Origin of the sequence: Serratia sp. BIGb0163, from assembly GCF_024809935.1 — a bacterium.
Taxonomy (GTDB): Bacteria; Pseudomonadota; Gammaproteobacteria; order Enterobacterales; family Enterobacteriaceae; genus Serratia; species Serratia quinivorans.
The window spans coordinates 1869086-1886961 of record NZ_JANUDZ010000001.1; the positions used below are offsets into that span (position 1 = coordinate 1869086).

Consider the following 17876-nt stretch of genomic DNA (forward strand, 5'->3'; position numbering starts at 1 on the left):
TTAACCTCCAGCGATAAGCTGTTGCCATTGGGGATAAATCCGCTCAGGGATGAACTGTTGCGCCCGCTCCAGCGAGCGTAGAGAAAAACGTTGACGCAATTCGCCGTCGTCGATCAGCGCCAGCGTGCGTCGGCTGAAGGCCTCGATATCGCCCTCCGCCACCAGATAGCCATTGCCCTCGTCATCGATCAGCTCGGCTGGCCCGGTCTGGCAGTCAAACGCCACCAGCGGCAGGCCGAAGCTCATGGCTTCAATCAACACCATCGGCAGCCCCTCGTAACGCGAGGTCATTAACAGCATTGCCGCCTGGCGATAGTGGCTGGCAATGTCCGCGGTCGCCGGCAGCAACTTCACCTGTTCAGCCAACCCGGCGGCGTCAATCTGCTGCTGTAACGCCGCCCGATCCGGGCCATCACCGACGATATGCAGTTGCCAGCCCGCCGTTTGCCGTGCCACCCGTTGCCAGGCGGCTATCAGGCGATCAAACCCTTTCTGATGGCATAGCCGACCGACCGCCAGCGCCACCGGCTGTTGCAACTTCGGCTGCGGCGATTGCACTGGGAAGGGGGAAACGTTTTCGATAACCAAACATTTGCGTTCAGGCACCCAGCGGCTGATGGTGGCCAGATCTTTTTGGGTCAGCAGTACCGTGCGGTCGCCCAAGCGATAAACCAGCACCTTCAACCACTTCATCGGCCAGGCATATTGATGAAAACTGACGTGCTCACTCAGCAACAGGCGGCTGTGCGGACACAGTAAACGCAGGTAGGGCACCATCAGCGACGAGAGTTTTCCCATCGAAACGGTGATAATCACGTCATAACGGCCGCGCCGCAGAAACCACGCCAGCCGCCAGGGCCACAGCAGCGTTCTGCCGGGCATAAAGCGCAGGGTCACCGCGGCGTCCAGCGGGTAAAATGCCCGGTCGCCGCTGATCGACACCAGTTCCACCTGATGCCCCAGACGCGTAGCCAACGCATTGGCCAGGCTGCTGGCGACCCGTTCGGTACCGCCTTTTTCGGCGATGTTCTCAATCACGATTGCTACTTTTCGTTGCTGCATGTCATCTCCGAAATCCCTCACGAGCGCTGCGTAACAGACGCCCCCCCAACGGAAACAGCCCTAGCCTGGCCAGGCAGTCGCCGTACAGTTTGATCGCCCTGAACTTGCTGCTCAGAGCCTGGCGTTCCGTGCGCGATGAGTAATAGTTGAAAGCCTGCAGGTTCTCGCTGTACAGCGAGGCCAGCAGGTGTTTGCAGGCAAACCCGCTGATGTAACGGCCACTGGCGTTCAGGTAGGCATCAATAAACTGTTCGCTGTCGTCGAGGTTCATCCGGCAACGATCCGTATCGGCATCACCGCAGCGGATGAACACCCCTAGCCCTTCGTCAAAGGCCACTTTGGCCCCCAGATTGGTGGCATTGACCAAAAACCCCCAGTCCTGGTACTTGTAGAGGAACTCCGGGAATAAAAACCGTCGGTCATCTTTTTTACGCAGACTGATGGTGGAGGTGCGAATATCCCCCATGTCGAGAAATAAAAAATCCGCCCCTGCCGCCCCCTCCTTGTAATCAAATCGATAGCTGCGAATATTTTTGTCACTCACCGTGGCGTAATTACCAAAAATAATGTCCAGCCGGGTGTCCTGATGGCGTTCCAGGCGGCGAATAATATAGTTGGTACTAAAGGAGTCCTCCGGTTCCAGAAAGAAAACCACTTCCGCACGCGCCAGACGAAAACCGGTATTACAGGAAACCGCCGTATTACTGCGAACTTTATTTTCATGTAACCGTGCCCGGCGATTGGCGGCCAATAAGCCGCGCATATTATCCAGCTCTGATTGGTCGGAAGCATTATCAACCACGATAATTTCATAATCGAACCCCAGGCAGGCATTAGTCATCCTGACTAATGTGGCGGCCAAACTGGCTGAGTTGTTAAAAACGGGCATGACAATCGATAAGTCCATTTATTACCTCAACAATATATTATCATTTGGCAAAACAGCATTATTGCCAACGGAATAGTTTGTTATCCCAGAATATCCTTGTCCGGTTATTACCCCCCGTCCTGACGCGGGTAAAATCCGCGCAGCCTACCGGTTATTCAACTACTCCTGGAAATAACCTCCCCACTCCTGTTCAATGGTTTCTGGCGTCAGCCTTTGCAGGCCGGCCCCCGGGGTGAATGTCAGCTCGCCAAAATAGATACGTTGCTGCACCTGATAAAAATCAACACGTACATAAGAGAATTGCTCGGCGACCTGGTGTGCCAACGCCAGCATCAGCTCCAGCCGGCAGGGTTTATCCATCGGCACTTCGCTGTTGGGCACGCCCAGGCGGATTTCGGTACGGTTCCAGTCGGCGTCAAAAAAGTCACGCCGGTGATCAATAAAACGCTGATAATCAATCTGGATGAAAAACCGCACTTCACCGCCGCGATTAAAGCAGTGGACCTTGATGTCATTCGGCGTTTTGCCGTCTTCCAGCAACATTTTTTCCACCATTACACAGGGCGGAATATCCTTATAATGGCGCTCGCGGTAAACCTGATAAAAATTCTGCCGCAGCCAACTGTTGGTCAGGACTCTTAGCTCATTAAAACTGGTCTGGCTCTTATCAAAAACCAGTTTGTTATAGCCACTGCCATGGTTGGCTTTAATAACGAATGCATCAGGCAATGCCTCATACATTTCCTCAGTCAGTTCTTTTCCCTGTGCGTAAAGTTCAATCAGGTACTCTTCCCCCCACAGTTTTTTAATATACTCCCGCACCTGATATTTATCGGATAATTGCGTGTACATTGCCAGGGGATAGACTTTTCTACGCATCAGTTTTTCGCTATACCCCACCGGTCTGGCCAAATGCGGCATCTTGCGGAAAAATAATGCGTACTTTAACTGATGATATAGTGCATCGGGTATATTACGGTAAAAACCCTCCACCAGATTATTTAGCATAAAGTTCTCGCACCTTCCCTATTAGTTGAGGTAAACAACGGTAGCAGGTCACCTGCAGCCGGGTAATTTGTCCTCTTCTGAAAAAACCATTAAGTACAAAAAATGAAATAAACTCGGTGATCAGCGTTGCAACCGCCGCGCCCGCAATGCCGTAACGCGGGATCAACACCAGATTCATCAATACATTGGCCAGGGCGGCCAGCGGCATTTTTATCGCGATAAACCGGTAGCCACCGAACAGCACAATCGCCCGATAAGAGACGGTGCCCATCACCGAGAACAACGAAGTCACCGAACACACCGCCAGGATAGTGGCGGTTTCACGGTAGCTGTCGCCAAACATCAGCGCCACTATTGGCCCGGGAAACAACGAAAGCAGCAAAATCACCGGCATCGAAAGCAGCAGCACCACCAGATACAGCAGCCGGATACGCCCTTCCTGTTCGAGCAGAGTGCGGGCATTCGCCACCCCGGGCATCATTGAGGTGATCAGCGCAATCGGCACAAAGATCCAGCCCTGACTCAGGGTGATGGCGGCGCTGTACAACCCGACGCTATGTTCCCCCAGATAGTTACCGATCATGATTTGATCGATACGGGTGTAGATGACTATCGACAGGCCCGAAACCGCCAGTGGCAACCCTACTTTCAGCAGGTAACGTCCGTAACGCCGTTGATGACGCCTGGCGATCGGCCGCATGCCCACTTGCTCACGGCGAAACAGCACCCAGCGCACCGCGTAGGGGATCAGGCTGCTCAGCACATAGGGCACGGCAAACCACTCCAGCGGCAGTTTGGCATGCACCAACGCCAGCCGAACCACGATCGACAGTAACAGCGCCAAATTGTTGATCAGCGTGTTCAACTTAGATTTCAGCAGGGCGTCGTAATAAATCTTATAAACGTCCTGCACCGAGAAATAGGCGCTGAACAGCATCAACGCCATCATGATCTGGCTGGTGCGATCCTGCGTCAGCAACGCCCAGGCCATCAGCGGTATGGCGATCAACGCGAACAGTTGCCGCCGCAGGCGCATCGAGGCCAGCATCAGCCGGATGCCGCTGTGCCGGTGCCGGGCGACACGGTTAAACAACACCGCGTCGGCCCCCAGCTGCACCAGCGGTACGGCAATGGCGATCACCGACAGCAGGTAGTTAATCAGCCCGTATTGCGCCGGCCCCAGGTAGCGCGCCACGTACACCGAAACAAAAATGCCTGACAGGCTCAGCGATACCCGTTCCAACATCAACCACAGGGAGTTCATCAGCATCGCTTTCATGCGGTTACTGAACCTTTTCCTGGTGGCTGGGGTAAGCAAAAGCATAGTAACCGGCATCGGTGGCGGTTTTCTTCACCATGCCATTGAGGATCACCCCTTTAATCGTCACGCCGTTCTGCTCGAAGCGACGGATACTGGTTTCAATCTGTCTGACGGTGTTGACCTCAAAACGCACCACCATCAGCGCCGTACCGGCATGATGGCCAACGATGGCGGCGTCGGTTACCGCCAGTACCGGCGGCGTGTCGATCAGCACCAAATCGTAATTTTGCCCCGCCCAGCGCAGGAAGTCGGCAAAGCGCTGATGCATCAGCAATTCGGACGGGTTCGGCGGCACCTGGCCACGCGGCACAAAGTCCAGATTGGCGATATCGGTTTTCTTCACCGCCTGGTCCGGTGCGATCAGTCCGGACAGCATGTCTGAAAGACCGGCCTTGGCGCTGTTGTTCAACCAACGGTGCAAAAAGCCTTTGCGCATATCGGCGTCGATCAACAACACCCGCTGACCGGCCTGAGCGATCACCACCGCCAGGTTGGTACTGGTGAAGCTTTTGCCGCTGGCGGGGCTGGCGCCGGAAACCATCAGAATGTTGTTTTTGGCCTCCATCATGGCGAAGTGCAGGCTGGTGCGCAGGCTGCGGATCGCCTCAACGGATAAATCTTCCGGTTCCTCCTGCGCCAATATCGGCAGTTTGCCGCTGCCGTGTTTAGTCAGCAGTTGCTGCTGAGCGCGGTTGCGCTTTTGCTGCCATGGCGACAGTGGCACCGTGGCGTACACGCTGATACCGCGCTTTTCCAGCGTATCGGTGTCACCGATGCCGCGATGAAGCGCGGCGCGCAACACCACCACCGAGGCTGACAGCACGCCCCCCATAAGCAGCGCAAACAACACAATCATCGCCTTTTGCGGCTGCACCGGGCGCAGACCGGTTTCCGCCTCATCGATAATGCGGATGTTGCCCACCGTGCCGGCCTTGCTGATGCTCAACTCCTGCTGTTTGTTCATCAGTTGCATATAGACCTGCTGGTCCACCTGCACGTCGCGGGTTAAGCGCAGAATTTCCTGCTGGGTTTTCGGCAGGCTTTGTACCTGCTTGCCAAGGCGGGCTTTTTCCGCTTCCAGCGTGGCGCGTTTTTCCAACAGCGCCCGATAGGCCGGATGCACACGGGTATAAAGCTTGGAGATTTCCGCCTCTTTGAAGGTCAGCTCATTCAACTGGCCTTCAAGCTGAACCTGGGTATCCAGCACCGATTTGGCCTCGAGTGACAAATCTACCGAGTCGTTTTGCTGACGGAACTGATTAAGTTGATTTTCGGCGTTGTTGAGCGAGCTCTGAGTACGAGGTAACTGCTCGTGCAGGAAGGCCAGCATGCGCTGCGCCTCCTCGGTTTTGCGATCCACGTTCTGTTGCAGGTAGTTATCGGTGATGCTTTTGAGCACCGCCTCTGCACGCTGCGGATCCTCCCCCGCCAGGCTGAAGGTCATGATGCCGCTTTCCTTGCCGCCGGGGGCAACGTCAAGCATATTGCGCAGGTCATCCACCGCTTTCTGGCGCGGCACGTTAACTATAGTGAAAGTCGTGCCCGGCAAGGCCTCCAGTGCGGTCACATTCATTGCCCAACCGCCCTGCTGCAGGGCTTGCCCCACGCTGCCGCTGAACAATTTTTTGCCGTCATGGCTCAGGCTGAAACGCTGTTGATCTTCTGCGGTCAGGGTCAGTTCCTGGCCCTGCATGACCGCCGGCACCTTCATGCCGGAGATGTTCAACAGCGGCGGCGTTTCACCGCTCAGGCGGGCAATGCCCTTGCCAAGCAGCGGGAAGTAATCCGGGCTGATACGCACAGTCAGACCAAGATCGTCGACGGTTTTGCCAATCACGTAGCGCGATTTCGCCAGCGAAACCTCGTCCTGTGTCGCCGAGTTCTGCCCGATGGAGCCGCCAATAGAGCTGTCCAGCGTTTCACGCAGCAATGAATCGCCCGAGAGCTGCTTTTCCACCTGTACCAGGGCCGTGGCCTGATAGATTGGCGTCGCCATCAGTGCATAAGCGCAGCCCAGAATACCGGCGACGCCGGTCACCAGCAAAATACGCCAGCGGTTATCCCACAGCGGGCCAATCAGGCGCTCCCACTCCAGTTTGTCGTCCTGTTCAGCCATCACAATCGGCAATGCGTTGTTCTTCATCATCAGTATTCCTTAAGTCACCGTTACGGGTTTACCAATTACGGACCCGCAACGTGGCCTCGCTAAGGTCGTTAAAGCTGGAAATGGTCGGTGCCAACTGGCTGATCAAACGGTTCCAGCGCGCGATCGGCGCCGCAGTGACGTACACCACGTCGTAAGGTTCCAACTGGAATTCGGTGCCCATCGCCAGCGCGGAGGCATCAGACAGGTCGAACTGGTACAGCGACGCCAGCCGCTGTGGCTGTTTGCCGCCATTCGGGCGGATCACGAATACGCCGGTGGCGTCGGCCACCGTTTGGCTGATGCCTTCGGAGCTGCCCAGTGCCTCGGTCAGCGTCATTCCACTGCGGTCCATTTTCAGCGTCGACTGCTTGCCGACCTCACCCATCACAAAGACTTTCAGTTCGTCGTTGCGTGGCACATACAGGATGTCTCCCGGCTCCAGCAGATGGTTCTGGCTGATATCGCCGCGCTGCATCAGCGCCTGCAGGGAAATCGGCTGCTCTTTGCCCTGATGCGTCAGCACCACGTTGCGCCAGTCGGCGTTATCGGTCAGACCACCGGCGGCATTGATCGCATCAAGAATGGTCAGCGGCACGTTGGTCACCGCCTGCTGCCCGGAGGTTTTCACTTCGCCGGTCACATAGACTTTTTGCGAGCGGAAGGCGGCAATGCTGACGTCGACCTGTGGACTTTCCACATAGGTCGCCAACCGGCCGGCGATCTGGTTGCGCACTTCGCTGACGGTTTTACCCACCACCTTCACCCGGCCGATGTAGGGATAGAAGATTGAACCGTCGGCATGCACCCAGTTGCCGGTGTCGCTGGCGCTGCGGTACTGCCCCGCCGGGGTGGTCAATTCGGGGTGATCCCAAACGGTGACGTTAAGCACATCGCCGATACCAATACGGTACTGATAACCTTGCAGACGCTGGTCCAGCGCCAGATTGGGCCGCGCCACCGGCTCTACCCGGCGCATTTTCTGCAGTAGCAGCGGTGTAACGCGATACACCTGGACCTGCTTGTTCAAATCGAAGTCTTCGTCCTGCTGAGTCACGACGTCTTTGCCATGGGTGGGCAGGTGCGACCCCGGAAAGGCAGTGCAACCGCTGAGCAAAACGCTGGACAGCACCAGTGGCATCCAATGAGGCAAATGAAGGTTCATAACGGTACCGTGAGAAAACGGGCCACCATTGCGGCCCGTCAGATGAATGACAAAGTTGTCTTTAAGAACTGAGATACCCGGGCCTAGCGCACCGAGGGGCGCTCTCCCTAATAACGGGCTTGGTCAGAGCCACGTTGGGGGTTAACGATCGGCGGTAGGATTATCAGTAAAAATGCTTGCCTGGCGCGGTTCGCGCAACAGGGCAAAATAACCGAAGAAACAAAATACAAAGGCCAGCAGCATCAGGTGGTCCGGTGTCTGCAACACTTCACTACAGATGCCGACACAGGCCAGAGTGACCGCCAACATGCAGCTCATCCCCAGCGCCTGGCGCGCATTGAGGCCGCGGCGCATCAGAATGTGATGCAGGTGATCGCGTCCTGCCTTGAAAGGGCTCTGGCGACGCATTAAACGGCGTACCATCACGGTCACCATATCCATCAGCGGGATGGCGATTAACCACAGTGCGGTCACCGGTCGTATGACCGCGTCCGCACCCTGGGTGGCGACAATCAGCAACCACAACACGCTGAAACCAATCACCATGCTGCCGGCATCACCCATGAAAATCTTGTTGCGCGCACCGAATACGCTGAGGTTGAACAGCAGGTAGGCCACCAGGGCCGCTATCAGGCTCAGGCACCACAAGGCCTGAGCCTCATGCCCGGCCAGCCCGAACAAAATGGCCAACGCCATAAAGGTGACACAGGACAGTGCGCCAAGCTGGCCGTCGATACCGTCAACCATGTTATAGGCGTTGATCGCCCCCCATACCGCCAACGGGGTGATCAGCAACGCCGCATAACCCAGCAACAGCTCCTGGTGGCCCCACAGGAACCCCAATGAAGAGAGTTGCATCCCTGCCGCCAGCATCATCGCCAGCGCGATCCCTCCCTGCACAATGACGCGCGGCGCCACCGGCAGATCAAAACGGTCATCAAGCACCCCCAGCATCACTAATGCGGTGACGCACAACAAATAGGTGGTACTGTGCGGCAACCAGTCCGGTTGCCAGAAAGTCACCAGCATCATGATCAGGTAGATAGCAATGCCACCGACCAGCGGTACATGCCCCTGATGGCGCTTACGGGCATTGGGTTTATCCACTAACCCCACCGCCAGCGCAGCGCGGCGGGCAATAACTACCAGCATCAGCGCCAAAATAAATATCACACTCAGTTGATATAACATGGTTCCTCCAGCGAATAAGCACGCTACCGCCCTTGAGTTACAGCTCCCAATGCGCTATTAACAAAAACAAAATTGATATTGCCAGGATATAAGTCAGCATGAGTTAATCCTGTTAATTACAGATTTATCCGGTTGTCATCGACGAAAAATAAACAGCCCTGGTTTTAGAAAAAGTTATCTCTAGGAAAACTCGTGTTTAATTGTTTTTTCGATTGCCAAATTAAGATCGACCGGCGCCACGAAATCATTTTGCACATTGCTTTTAAATTGCGTTCTGGCGCAGAATTTTTGCACTCGCACGCGGCTAATTGGGAATTTACGGTGACTTATTTTGCTCACCACATCCAATGCCGTTGCGCCACAGAGACCAAATAAATAGGGAATGCGAATAGTCTTATTACTTTTTCCTAATGAAGAAGAAATAACGTCGACCAGTTGATTCATGGTGAAGTCGGGCTTATCAACATAATTGCTGACCTGGTAGGTTGCCTGCTGATCCAGCGCATGCTCCAGTCTGGCAGCAATATTTTCCACGTAAGCCATAGACTTCATATTATTACCGCTGCCAATCATCACAAATCGGCCGCTGGCGATTTGCCGGAACAGGTTATAGACGTTGCCACGATTATTTTCACCAAACACCACCGTTGGGCGGATGATGGTTAATTTGTTGCCAGCATCGGCTTTGCGCCAGGCTTCGTAAACATACTCGGCCTCCAGCTTGGATTTGCCGTAATGGTTAAAGGGTTCAAAAAGCCCTTCCTCGCCGGTTTCCTGAGTCACGAAGCCGTATACCGCCACTGAGGAGGTAAAGATAATTTGTTGGATATTCAGCGCCGAGGCCGTCATGCAAACATTGCGCGCACCATCAACGTTAACCTGATAATACAGTGAAACAGGATCGACGTTATCCTGGTGCTCGGCCGCAAGATTAATCACGGCGTCACAACCCGCCAGCGCCTGCCGCAGGGTTTCGGGCTGGGTTACATCGCCAAACTGATAGAGTTCAGGAAAATGCTCACTCTGCTTTTTATCCACGATGGTCAACAGCAGGTCGTTACGCGCACTCAGACGTTTAACCAAACGCGTCCCGATAAAGCCGGAACCCCCGATGATAGCTACTTTACGCTTATCCATAATTTGTCACTCAATCCGGTTTCCCATTATTCCCTACCGCACCATGAGGCAGGACGCTAATTGGCGTTAGAACATGGAAACCAGACTGGACAAAACAGAGCGGGCTTTCAAATAACAAATAATGAAATAAAAATATTAGCCGAATGTAAAATTATCGACAAAGGTGAAATATCATCTGGTGCTAATTTTTAACATCGTAAGCAACTTGATATTCCATGGTTTTACCCGGCAATATAAGATTAATCTTACCCACTCCCTGTGCGTCTGAAGTATCGTATTTCACCGGCTGTTTAAACTTCCCCTGCTTGGGGTCAACGCACTCAATGGTCGCCTGCTCCAGGTTTTCACCCTGATACAGACAAAGCAGGCTTTGCGGCCCCTTGGCCAAAGGATTATTCAGCGTCAGAGTGAGTACCACGCGGGTATTGTTTTGAATATCATTGATAATTGGCGGACGAGTTTGGTTCCCCAGTACATATGAAAAATGTGAAATGACCAGCAATGACACGAATACCGACAGGTATTTCACCACGCGAATGGCAGGAACTGAGAAAAAACCCGCTGAGGCCGAAGCTTTGTTTCTTATTGCCGTATTTTTAAGCGCTGCGGGCGTGACAGACGAAGAAACCGGAGCAACCACTTCCTCCGGCCGTTCTATTTCCTCAGTAATAATTTCATCATCTTTATTGTCACTTTCAGAAAGTTCCGCTTGAATATCTTTATTGGCATCGCTTTCGATATTCCATATTTCATCGGTGACGTATTCATCCTCTTCAGAAATAAAGTGAAAAACCGCCTTGTTTTCCACCTTATAGCCCAGGCGAGGAATGGTTCTGATAAGTGTATGCTCAGCATCACCTATTTTTTGACGAATAGATTTAATTGTTTGATTTATCGTTGAATCTGAACAATAAGTTCCTTTCCATATGTTTTCTATAATTTCCGTACGGCTAACCAGTTCTGGGGATCTGGCGACAAGAAGTGAAAGTATCTGATACTCCTTCCAACGTAGGCGAAACTTTTCCCTGGACGGTGTCAGAACATCTAGATTCCTAATCTTTATTCTTTTATCAAGATTCACTTTTAATTTCCTTAGCGTGCCTGTCCTGCACACTTTGTATAGAAATATGAAAAAATGTTCAAGAAATTAAATGTAAACTCAACAGGTTGCATTCATCAGATATTTATTTTTATAAAAATTTGCTGATTTCATTTTTTACATCCCTCCTCAAATGGAGGTTATGATTGTTTGAATGTCATTATTTCCCTGTTGGCAACATGGTTTCTCATCATGCTTACCGGCAATAAAATACAGCCAACACGCTGTTTTTAAATCAAAATATAATTATGTTATCAATTTGTTAGCCAAGTGAAATTGTGAAATCCTACCCTGCCCGTGAAGAATATCACCTGTTTTTCCACCTAATCCGATTGCCAGATAGCCTACAAAAAGCCTGTCAAAACAGAATGAGAGTTGTCTGATTTAATCCTTCACAGGGCACCAGGTTAAAATATAGCACCAAATTACAAAGGACTATTGTTAACTTGATAGGATGATTCTCGAATAACGGAAAAACCAAAATTATTACCATGCTATGGGTCATTCACAGTGTTTTATTTTAGTAAGGAATTCGACTGGGAAATGAAAAATAACCAACAGTAAAAAAACCGTCTATCTAAAGTGAAAAACGCAGTTTGAGAGAGAGGCCTATAAACAAAGGGAAAATTGGTGAGCGGTAATAAGAATATTACCTAGAGCGACAGGGATTTCACTGAGGGAGTAAAACTTCACATGGCAAAGAAGGGAAATAGCTCCTCCCCTGCCGGGGAGGAACTGGGGATATGTGAACTATTTTTTACGGCCGTAGACGACCCAGGTGACCAGCACACAGACCACGTAGAACACCAGGAAGATTTTCATCGCCCCTGCCGGTGAGCCAGTCAACGCCAGGGAAGTGCCAAAGGCTTTTGGGATAAAGAAGCCGCCTGCGGCCCCGATCGCCGAGATGAAGCCCAGGGCGGCCGCGGAATCGGTAACCGCTTCGCGTTGAGCGCTTTCGTCACTGCCGCCGCTGGCCTTAACCCGATCTACGGTTATTTTACGGAAGATCACGGCAATCATCTGGAAGGTGGAACCACTGCCCAATCCAGCAGTGAGGAACAGCAGCATAAAGACGCTATAAAATGCGATAAACGAGCCCGTATGCCCTGCTCCCGGTAAAGTCAGGAACAGCAAGGCAGCAAACACGGCCATCAGCACAAAGTTAATCAGCGTGACGCGAATGCCGCCGAAGCGATCCGACAGCGCCCCGCCCACCGGCCGTGCCAGAGCGCCAAGGAACGGACCGAAGAAGGCATAATGCAAAATCACCACGTCCGGGAACTGAGTTTTGGACAGCATGGCAAAACCGGCGGAAAAACCGATAAAGGAACCAAAGGTGGCGAGGTACAGCAGGCTCAACACCCACAGGTGACCGCGTTTGAGTACCGGCAGTTGCTGACGCAGCGACGCTTTGGAGGCCGCCAGATCGTTCATACCGAACCAGGCCGCCAGCGTACCGACCAGCAGGAAAGGTACCCAAATCCAGGCGGCGTTCTCCAGCCACAGTGAGCTGCCATCAGCCTGTACCTGACCGGTACCACCAAAGGCGCCAAAGATGGCAACAGAGATGGCCAGTGGAGCCACCAACTGCATTACGCTAACGCCCAGGTTGCCCAGGCCGCCATTCAGACCCAGCGCACCGCCCTGTCTGGCCTTTGGAAAGAAGAAGCTGATATTGGCCATGCTGGAGGCAAAGTTGGCCCCGGCAAAACCACACAGTAAAGAGATAATCACAAACACGCTATATGGCGTGGTCGCGTCCTGCACCGCAAACCCCAGCCACAGGCAGGGTACCAGTAGCAGGCAGGTGCTGATCGCCGTCCAGCGACGGCCGCCAAACATCGGGATCACAAAGGAATAAGGCACACGCAGGATAGCGCCAGAAACGGAAGGTAACGCGGTGAGCATAAACAGCTGATCGGTGGTGAAATTAAAGCCAACCTTATTCAAATTGACCGCCACCGCGCTAAACAGCATCCAGACGCAGAAAGCCAATAACAGGCAAGGAATGGAAATCCACAGGTTGCGGTTGGCGATACGTTGGCCGCGTTGTTGCCAGAATGCGGCATCCTCAGGCTGCCAGTCCTGAATAACCGCGCCTGTTTGTTTTGATAATGACGTTGCAGATTGCGACATAAAAACCTCAGACACAGGATGATAACTTCGCCCACCCTAGGCGGCGGCCCCTACGGCAAAGTTGATGTAAATCAACCCGGATGCAGGTAGCCAACCGCCAGAAAAGCCCCGCCATCCCTTTATGAGTAACTCTCCGCATAGATTTAAAACATTGAAAATCAATCTATTGGCTATTACTCAACGCCATTGGCAGCGGCTGGCAAGGCAGACGGGAAACTAGTGGGTACTTCGTTAGAGGTATGGGGTTATCGCCGGGTATGATGAAAAATAACGCGGAATCGTTACCACACCCGCTGATGCCACCTGCGCTTGTCCTCTGGTTACCAGCCGTATCTTGCTCTGCCTTCGGGGGCCAAAAACCTATGAAACGCCTGTTAGCACCACTTTCCATCGTGAATCAGGTGGCCGTCCTGATGTTGCTGCTGGGGATACTGGGCGTGGCCGGTATGAGCATTTCAGCCTGGATGTCGCAAAGCATTCAGGGCAACGCGCATGCCATCAACAAAGCCGGTTCGCTGCGAATGCAAAGTTATCGTCTGCTGGCTCAGGTGCCGCTGAATTCACACAGCGAAGCACTGATCCGTGAGCTGGATCAGGACGCCAACAGTCCCGATCTTCAGCGTTCAGTGACGCAAGAGCAACTGACCGAACAGTTTCAGGCGCTGAATAATTACTGGCAAGAAACCCTGCTGCCAAGGTTGCGGTCAGCCCGGCAACCGGCGGAGGCAACCCCGCAGGTGGTACATTTCGTTTCCCTGCTCGATACGCTGGTCTCGGATATTGACCACCATACCGAGCGGCGACTGCTGACGGTGACGCTGGTACAGGCGGTGTTTATCGCGCTGACGCTGCTGCTGCTGGTGGGGACTATCTGTTACCTGCGCCGTCGTCTGCTGCATCCGTGGCGTCAATTGGTGGCGATGGCGCTGTCAGCGGGTCGCGGCGATTTCAGCCGCCGTTTTGCCCAGCGTGGCCATCAGGATGAAATGGCCTCACTCGGCGGCGCGTTGAACACCATGTCCGACGAATTGGCTACCATGTACAACGGGCTGGAGCAGCGGGTGGCAGAAAAAACCGCCGATCTGCAGCAAAAGAATCAGGTACTGGGCTTTTTGTATCACGCCAGCCGTCAGTTGCATGCCAACGAACCATTGTGCAGCCGCCTGACACCGATCCTCAATCAGTTGCAAACCCTGACGCCACTGCGCGCCATCCAGGTACGCCTGTACGAAAACAACAGTCAGGAACAGTTTGTACAGCTGTGCGGCAACCAGCCGTTGCGGCCGGAATATTGCAATAATCCGGTGTGCAGCGCCTGCCTGAGCGACGACAATCAGCAACATGCCGATCATCCTTCGCTGAGCTGGAGCCTGAGTGACAAACTGGGAGATTACGGGGTGATCGTTGCGCAACATGCGCCACAGCGCCCGCTGAATGACGAGGATCGGCAATTGATGAGTACCCTGGTCGAACAGTTGACCAGCGTGCTGGCGATTGAACGCCAGGTGGATCATCAACAGCAGTTGATGCTGATGGAAGAACGCGCGGCGATAGCCCGTGAGTTGCATGACTCTATTGCCCAATCATTATCGTGCCTGAAGATGCAAACCAGTTGCCTGCAAATGCAGGGGGCCGAACTTTCACCCGCCAACCTGGCGCTGGTACAACAGATGCGCGAAGAGTTAAACATCGCCTACCGCCAGTTGCGTGAACTCTTGACCACCTTCCGCCTGCGGCTGACAGAGCCAGGACTGCTGGCAGCCTTGCAGTCGACGGTGCAGGAGTTTAGCCAACGGCTCGGCATTTCCATCCAGCTCGACTATCAGTTAACGCCGCGTACGGTGCCCGCTTATCAGGCTATCCACCTGCTGCAAATTGCCCGCGAGGCGTTAAGCAACATCAATAAACATGCTCAGGCCAGCCAGGTGAGCATTCAGGTAGTCAATCAACGAGGCGAGGTCACGCTGAGCGTCTGCGATAACGGCTGCGGATTGCCGCCAGACACCGATCGCCCCGATCACTACGGCCTGATAATTATGCGCGATCGCGCCAAAAGCCTGCACGGCCGCTGCGAGATTTTACCCCGCAGCGGCGGCGGCACTGAGGTCCGGGTGGTATTTAAACCGGACAACCACGCCATCGACTAATGGGAGAAACCATGACCACCGAAACTGCCGCCACTATTTTATTGATTGATGACCACCCGATGCTGCGCAATGGCGTAAAACAGCTCATCGGCATGGACTCCCGCCTGCAGGTGATCGCTGAAGCCGGCAACGGCGAACAGGGTGTCGCACTGGCCGAAGAGCATGATCCGGATCTGATCCTGCTCGATCTGAACATGCCGGGCATCAATGGCCTGGAGACGCTGGATCGCCTGCGCATGACTGCGCTCTCTGGGCGCATTGTGGTGTTTAGCGTGTCTAATCACGAGGATGACGTAGTCAGCGCGCTAAAACGCGGTGCCGACGGCTATCTGCTGAAGGATATGGAGCCAGAGGAGTTGCTGAAAGCCCTGCATCAGGCTGCGGCCGGTCAGATGGTATTAAGCGAGGCGTTGACGCCGATCCTGGCGGCCAGCCTGCGTGAGAACCGCCCCAGCGCCGAACGCGATATCCAGCAGTTGACGCCACGTGAGCGTGACATTCTCAAACTGATCGCCCAGGGTCTGCCGAACAAGATGATCGCCCGTAAGCTGACCATCACCGAAAGCACCGTCAAGGTGCACGTCAAACACCTGTTGAAAAAAATGAAGCTGAAATCGCGCGTTGAAGCCGCCGTCTGGGTACTGCAGGGAAAAAACGGTTAATCACTGCCGTTCAACGGCCCGGTTTCTGCCGGGATAGTCGGTGGTTGCAGTACTTTTGCCGGTGGCAGCCCCTGCTCTATTTCAGATGAAACGGTCAAAGGCGGCGTCACCTGCAGTTGGATCCAGTTAGAGGTCACCAATTGCTGTTTGTCATCTTCCAGCGTCACCGACAGGTGGTAGCGGTTGGCGGCATCCGGTGAGTCATCCCATTGCGGCACAATCAGGCTCCAGCCATGTGGATCGTTACCGTTTTGCGACGGCGTCAGGCTTAGTGCCTGCGTATCTCCCTGCCAACTGACCCGGGTAATTTTGTTGGTGGTTTTGATTTCCAGCACCAGCGGCAAGGTTTCTCCCGGTTGCAGGCGCCATGGCGGCGTGGCCAGGAACACTTGCAGCGTTTTACGCTGCTTAAACGCCATCACCGGCACATTTTTCCGTTCGATGTTGTCATAACGACTGCCACGCAGCGACTTGGCCTGAGCAACATATTCCGGCGAAATCTGCTTCACCAGCGGTACACCAAGCCGATAATTTAACGCCAGCTCGACCTGATCCTGACTTACCCCGCCTTCTCCCATCTTGTGCAACGCTTTCACCGTCACCAGGGGGACCGGGGTGTAATTCACCCCCAGTTGCATGGCACGCGGGTCATTTTGCTTTTTGCCGCTGCCAAACAGATCGACGTTCTCACCCCAGTACTGTTCATAGCTGAGCGAGCCGCCAATCTGGCGGTAAAACGGCAGGTAGCCCTGAGTGGTGATGTCATATCCGCTCGCCGGACGGCTGAGGAACTGGGCGTTATCCCTCTGTTGCGCCAGCGCCGACAGCGGATAGTAATAGTTGGCGGAAAAACGCAGGAAATCTCCCCAGGCTTCGGCCCCCAGGCTGGCTCGGTTGTGATGGCGCTCGAAATCGCTGTCGAGCACCGTGTTATACCCCAACAGCCAATCGCCGGCGACCCAACGCTGGCCAAGGCCAAAATTACCCAGCGAACCGTCGGTTTGCTGCAACAGGCCGAGTTGGCTATAGGTCAGCAAGCCGTTAACGTCATACAGCGGGCTGAACAACTGACCGCTGCTACCGGTAAAATCCCCCTGGTCGGACATCACCAGCGACAGTTTGGCGTTACCCAACGGTGAAAGCAGTTCCTGGGCCTGCTGTTGCAGCACGCTGCTGGCCTGACCGACCGCATAACTCTCGGCACGGGTACGCACCTGTTGGCTCGAAACGTTATTCAGGTTACGTTCGCCCAGCTGTTTGGCCATGGTGGCCCACTCTTTTTCGCGCTCGGCGTCATTCGAAGCATTGCCGCCCAGTTCCGGCAAATCGTTGGCCGGTTGCTGAACAACCGAGTCCGGTGCGGGTGGCGATTCGGCGTAGGCGGGCAACGCGCCGCATAGCCACGCCAACCCCATCGCCGGTAAACAACCCGTGGCAAAAGGCACAACTTTTTTCAATCGGTAACGCGCTTTATGAATAACGTCTGTCATTGCACAGTCGCCGCCCCTTGATCCAGAGGGTTGGCAAATAAACCCTTTCTTGCTGCCATCACTCCAGACGACAGACCACCCAAACTTTGCGCAGCCTGGCATTTTGCCCCTAACGGGCAGTTGCGAGCCAAACTGCATCATGAACCCTAAAGTCTAATGGCTTTATCATCAGAAACAATCGGATAAACCTCATTTAATTTAGTGACAACGTCACATGACCTTCAATTATTGCAGTCGGTGATGGAGTGCCAGAAAAACGCTGAAACTCTTGCGGCTGAAAACGAGAATTCACTTTATTTCATCGCTGATTTTGCCGAAAAAAACCGCAAATTTAAATTCACCAAGAAATTAATCTATTGATTATGCGTAGCAATTCGCAATTTCAGTGTATTTCACTTGGCACTTAACCGTGGATTGCGGCCC

The 17876-nt window shown here is 53.8% G+C and carries 13 protein-coding genes; 2 read left to right on the forward strand and 11 right to left on the reverse strand.

What is annotated here, in order from left to right:
- From M2406_RS09020 to M2406_RS09065, 10 genes are all read right to left on the reverse strand, one after another.
- On the reverse strand, nucleotides 1–1062 hold the full coding sequence (locus tag M2406_RS09020; protein ID WP_259189682.1) for a glycosyltransferase family 4 protein: 1062 nt from the start codon (nucleotides 1060–1062) through the stop codon (nucleotides 1–3).
- A gap of 1 nt (nucleotide 1063) precedes the next feature.
- Nucleotides 1064–1969, reverse strand: coding sequence for a glycosyltransferase (locus M2406_RS09025; RefSeq protein WP_012145613.1), 906 nt, complete (start codon nucleotides 1967–1969; stop codon nucleotides 1064–1066).
- A gap of 141 nt (nucleotides 1970–2110) precedes the next feature.
- The gene (locus M2406_RS09030) at nucleotides 2111–2959 is read right to left on the reverse strand and encodes an ATP-grasp fold amidoligase family protein (RefSeq protein WP_012145614.1); all 849 of its coding nucleotides are present in this window, start codon (nucleotides 2957–2959) and stop codon (nucleotides 2111–2113) included.
- The gene (locus M2406_RS09035) at nucleotides 2949–4238 is read right to left on the reverse strand and encodes a flippase (RefSeq protein WP_259189683.1); all 1290 of its coding nucleotides are present in this window, start codon (nucleotides 4236–4238) and stop codon (nucleotides 2949–2951) included. Before M2406_RS09035 ends, M2406_RS09030 begins: the two co-directional genes overlap by 11 nt.
- A gap of 4 nt (nucleotides 4239–4242) precedes the next feature.
- On the reverse strand, nucleotides 4243–6426 hold the full coding sequence (locus tag M2406_RS09040; protein ID WP_259189684.1) for a polysaccharide biosynthesis tyrosine autokinase: 2184 nt from the start codon (nucleotides 6424–6426) through the stop codon (nucleotides 4243–4245).
- A 28-nt stretch (nucleotides 6427–6454) separates the two neighbouring features.
- Nucleotides 6455–7588 carry a polysaccharide export protein gene (locus M2406_RS09045; RefSeq protein ID WP_259189685.1) on the reverse strand — a complete coding sequence of 378 codons (1134 nt, stop codon included), beginning with the start codon at nucleotides 7586–7588 and terminating at the stop codon, nucleotides 6455–6457.
- A 141-nt stretch (nucleotides 7589–7729) separates the two neighbouring features.
- The gene (gene wecA / locus M2406_RS09050; protein WP_135344184.1) at nucleotides 7730–8779 is read right to left on the reverse strand and encodes a UDP-N-acetylglucosamine--undecaprenyl-phosphate N-acetylglucosaminephosphotransferase; all 1050 of its coding nucleotides are present in this window, start codon (nucleotides 8777–8779) and stop codon (nucleotides 7730–7732) included.
- A gap of 180 nt (nucleotides 8780–8959) precedes the next feature.
- Nucleotides 8960–9916, reverse strand: coding sequence for an NAD(P)-dependent oxidoreductase (locus tag M2406_RS09055; RefSeq protein WP_012145619.1), 957 nt, complete (start codon nucleotides 9914–9916; stop codon nucleotides 8960–8962).
- A gap of 181 nt (nucleotides 9917–10097) precedes the next feature.
- Nucleotides 10098–10997, reverse strand: coding sequence for a transcriptional regulator (locus M2406_RS09060; RefSeq protein WP_259189686.1), 900 nt, complete (start codon nucleotides 10995–10997; stop codon nucleotides 10098–10100).
- 768 nt (nucleotides 10998–11765) lie between these two features.
- Nucleotides 11766–13154 (reverse strand): NarK family nitrate/nitrite MFS transporter, encoded by a 1389-nt coding sequence (locus M2406_RS09065; RefSeq protein WP_112364060.1) that lies wholly within the window; start codon nucleotides 13152–13154, stop codon nucleotides 11766–11768.
- 362 nt (nucleotides 13155–13516) lie between these two features.
- Between M2406_RS09065 and narX the strand changes: the two genes are divergently transcribed.
- Nucleotides 13517–15301 carry a nitrate/nitrite two-component system sensor histidine kinase NarX gene (gene narX / locus M2406_RS09070; RefSeq protein ID WP_259189687.1) on the forward strand — a complete coding sequence of 595 codons (1785 nt, stop codon included), beginning with the start codon at nucleotides 13517–13519 and terminating at the stop codon, nucleotides 15299–15301.
- A gap of 11 nt (nucleotides 15302–15312) precedes the next feature.
- Nucleotides 15313–15963: a two-component system response regulator NarL gene (gene narL, locus M2406_RS09075; RefSeq protein WP_012145623.1), complete on the forward strand. Its 651-nt coding sequence runs from the start codon at nucleotides 15313–15315 to the stop codon at nucleotides 15961–15963.
- On the opposite strand, the gene M2406_RS09080 is transcribed toward narL, so the two are convergent.
- Nucleotides 15960–17453, reverse strand: a complete 1494-nt coding sequence (locus M2406_RS09080) for a YchO/YchP family invasin (protein ID WP_259189688.1) — start codon at nucleotides 17451–17453, stop codon at nucleotides 15960–15962. The two genes, narL and M2406_RS09080, sit on opposite strands and share 4 nt — an antisense overlap.
- Between the last annotated feature and the right edge of the window lie 423 nt (nucleotides 17454–17876).

Bases quoted from the DNA above. Each gene is read 5' to 3' on its own strand.
- M2406_RS09065 (WP_112364060.1), bottom strand. From the start codon at position 13,154: ATGTCGCAATCTGCAACGTCATTATCAAAACAAACAGGCGCGGTTATT.
- wecA (WP_135344184.1), bottom strand. From the start codon at position 8,779: ATGTTATATCAACTGAGTGTGATATTTATTTTGGCGCTGATGCTGGTA.
- M2406_RS09055 (WP_012145619.1), bottom strand. From the start codon at position 9,916: ATGGATAAGCGTAAAGTAGCTATCATCGGGGGTTCCGGCTTTATCGGG.
- M2406_RS09020 (WP_259189682.1), bottom strand. From the start codon at position 1,062: ATGCAGCAACGAAAAGTAGCAATCGTGATTGAGAACATCGCCGAAAAA.
- M2406_RS09040 (WP_259189684.1), bottom strand. From the start codon at position 6,426: ATGATGAAGAACAACGCATTGCCGATTGTGATGGCTGAACAGGACGAC.
- M2406_RS09025 (WP_012145613.1), bottom strand. From the start codon at position 1,969: ATGGACTTATCGATTGTCATGCCCGTTTTTAACAACTCAGCCAGTTTG.
- M2406_RS09030 (WP_012145614.1), bottom strand. From the start codon at position 2,959: ATGCTAAATAATCTGGTGGAGGGTTTTTACCGTAATATACCCGATGCA.
- narX (WP_259189687.1), top strand. From the start codon at position 13,517: ATGAAACGCCTGTTAGCACCACTTTCCATCGTGAATCAGGTGGCCGTC.
- narL (WP_012145623.1), top strand. From the start codon at position 15,313: ATGACCACCGAAACTGCCGCCACTATTTTATTGATTGATGACCACCCG.
- M2406_RS09045 (WP_259189685.1), bottom strand. From the start codon at position 7,588: ATGAACCTTCATTTGCCTCATTGGATGCCACTGGTGCTGTCCAGCGTT.
- M2406_RS09080 (WP_259189688.1), bottom strand. From the start codon at position 17,453: ATGACAGACGTTATTCATAAAGCGCGTTACCGATTGAAAAAAGTTGTG.
- M2406_RS09035 (WP_259189683.1), bottom strand. From the start codon at position 4,238: ATGAAAGCGATGCTGATGAACTCCCTGTGGTTGATGTTGGAACGGGTA.